The 3,320-nt window shown below is 40.2% G+C and carries 3 protein-coding genes; all 3 read right to left on the reverse strand.

The features are described from left to right. Window positions 1-837, reverse strand: an 837-nt coding sequence (locus AC1DUW_RS24055; RefSeq protein WP_477643648.1) for an amidohydrolase, incomplete at its 3' end; no start/stop codon positions are given. Between the two features lie 228 nt (window positions 838-1,065). Beyond that, entirely contained in the window at window positions 1,066-2,520 is a 1,455-nt protein-coding gene (locus AC1DUW_RS24060) for a YfcC family protein (RefSeq protein ID WP_477643649.1), read from the reverse strand. Between the two features lie 97 nt (window positions 2,521-2,617). Then, the coding region (locus AC1DUW_RS24065; protein WP_477643650.1) for an amidohydrolase at window positions 2,618-3,320 on the reverse strand (703 nt) is incomplete at its 5' end.

A 3,320-nucleotide genomic window follows, 5' to 3' on the forward strand; every position in this document is an offset into this window, starting at 1 on the left:
CTCATTACCATATCCCGTATACATCCCCCTTTCTTTCAATTGGTCAAGAAATGGATAGTCTATAAGGAGATTGCACCGTAATCCTTTTCTTTCTTGATTAATTAATTGATCATACATCTTATATGTCTGATTCAAACCACCAAGATATAAAGGATCATTTGTATGGACACTTGTTAAACCATTTTTTACAGCATGGTTCATTGCTTGCTCCAGCCCGCATATTAATTCATCATACGTTTTTTCAGGAATAGAGGCCGTAATAAGATTTGAGGCTGATTCAAGAAGTAATCCCGTAGGCTTTTTGTTAGGATCAAGAACAACGCTTCCTCCCATCGGAACCTCAATTGCTGAATGATAGCCGCTCATTTCAAGGGCTTTGCTATTTACTAAAAAAGCATGGTGACATATCCTTTTCAAAAATACAGCACAATGCGGTGCCACATAATCTAATTCAGCTATTGTTGGGATTGTACTTTTGTCTTCAAACAGATTCTCATCCCATCCCATTCCGATTAGCCATTTTCCAGGGGAAAGCGTCATTGCCTTCTCCCTTATCTTATCTAGCATTTCTCTTTTAGATGTAACACCACATAAATCAAGGTCTAAAAAATTGAAAGCAACACCTGAAAGATGAAGGTGGCTATCTATCAATCCAGGAGTAGCCATCTTTCCTTGTAAATCAATGATGTTTGTCTTCGCCCTGCCCCATTGCAATATCATTTCTTTGTGAGACCCGACATCTACAATCCTTCCGTTCTCAACTACTACTGTTTCAACCTTAGGATGGCTTGCATCTAGTGTATAAATCATTCCATTCGTATAAATGGTTTTTGTCATAGAAACCCTCCATTGCTTACTTGTCCATCGTAACTTTCCTAATAGGCTAAGTTATCTTCTATGTAATACACATCCTATCTAATAACCGTTAGACATATCAAAAAGCAAAAGGGGGAATTCCCCCTTTTGACCTTCAGCTAAATATAAATATTTCAATTTTTAGAATTTTTAAAAATGGCTATTCCCTATCTCTCAAACATGCATATTTCTTCCATCTAAAACCTTCAATTATAAGTTAGCTCCCCACCCTATAGATTGGGCAATGATTAAGGAAGCAGCCGCTACTCCATACCAAATTAGTAGTAGTGGAGCAATAAAGCGAACCCATTTTGTATAAGGCACTTGAGCAATAGCTAATATTGCCATAAACAAACCGCTAGGGTAAAGAATGTTTGTAAAGCCGTCACCATACTGAAATGCCAAAATCGCTGTTTGCCTTGTGACTCCGAGTAAATCGGACAACCCGCTCATAATAGGCATGGTAATCATGGCTTGTCCACTTCCAGATCCAACGAAAAAGTTAAATAAAGATTGAAAGACCATCATAACCAGAGCAGCTATCTGACTTGGCATGGAACTCACCACTACGCTAATACCATTTACAATCGTATCCAAAATATTCCCGTTCTCAAGAATAACTGAAATGGCCCTTGATAGACCAATAATCAAAACACCTAGGAGCACTTTTTTAAATCCTTCATTAAATACTTCAGCAATAGTGCTTGGATTGAGACCACAAATTAAGCCGAGAACAATCCCCATAAATGCATACCAACCACCAATTTGAGTGAAATACCATCCCCAGTTCAGCAAGCCATAAATCATAACACCTATGCCAGCGAGCAAAAAGAGAATGGCAAAGATTTGCCTTTTTGAAGCTTTTTCTTCTGTTTGCTCATCACTATTAAGATATTGAGCATCCAAACCATCTCCATATAAGTATCCGAGCGAGGCATTTCTCTCAATCTTACGCGCATAACGCCACACATACCAAATCCCAATTAATACGGTAATCACCATGAAAATCGCCCGAAAGCCAATTCCTGAGTATAGTGGCAACTCCATTAATGTCTGGGAAAGCCCAACTGTGGCAGGGGAAGTAAGTGCAACACTAAACCCAGCAGCCGTACTAACAAGCACCATCGCAGTTGCTGTGAAACGATCATAACCCAAATTCAACATTAACGGGATCATGATGGGTGCATACATAAGCCCCATCTCCATGGCCCCTGTAAATGCCGTAAAAGTAGCCATAGGAATCATCAATACGGGAATGACCCATATACTTCTTGTTTGAAATGCCTTATTAATTCTTTGAATGCCTAAGGTTAGAAGGCCTGTGCGTTCAATAACACTGAACAGCGCCCCAATCATTAAACCACCAAAGATGATTTCACCTGCCTGAACCATCCCAGTAGGTATCGAAAACATTAAATCAAAAGGAGTCAAATTGGGAGCATCCACAAACTTAAACGTCCCCGGCACCAAAATTGGCGCTCCTGTCGGTCCTTCCACTCTTTCAAATTGACCTTTTGGCACCAACAATGTTGCAGCATAACAAATCAAAAGCATGGTAACTAAAATAACATATACATGTGGGAGCTTCAGCCACTTCTTACCTGCTTTAGGCTTGTCCCCTTCGTTGATTTCATTTAATGTGAAATCTTCGTTGCGTATCCCCATCTCTTGCCCCTTTTCCCCGTTCTAGTTTTTATTTTATTGATATACATTCAATTTTGAACGTTACAAGTAGCTAATTTCGCATACAATTCAAGGTATTCTATACTAAAATCTTACATACAGCATTAATAAAAATGTTTACTCCATATTCCATGGCGTCTTCATCAAAAGTAAAACGTGGATGATGGTGAGGATAAATGATGCCCTTTTCCTGATTCCCAGCTCCAATTAAGAAGTAATTGCTAGGTGCTTTCTGTTGGAAAGCCGAAAAATCCTCAGCTCCCATCTTCGGCCCTTGAAGATCGACAGCCTCTTCGCCATAGACCTCACGAACTGTTTCCTCAATAACCTTGGTTACTTCATCATCGTTTATGACTGGACGATATCCGGTTAGATATTTAAACTCATACGAGGCGCCATGTGCTTCTGTAATTCCTTTGATGACCCTTTCCATAAGAACTGGCGTGGATTCACGGAATTTCAAGTCAAAACTGCGAACCGTCCCGCTTATTTCTACAGAGTTCGCAATGACATTTGCCGCTTCTCCCCCAGAAAATTTCCCGATAGATAGTACCAAATTATCTAAAGGATCTGTGTTGCGCGAAACAATATATTGAAGATTCGTAACTACTTGTGCACCGATTGCGATACTGTCAATCGTTTCATGCGGCGCCGATCCGTGGCCTCCCTTTCCTTTAATCGTAAGAAAGAAACCATCTGGCGCCGCCATCATTGGACCATATACGATGCCAACTTTCCCGACTTCAAAGGTTGACATGAGGTGAGCACCAATAACATAATCC

Source organism: Peribacillus sp. P4_C12 (genome assembly GCF_056402095.1).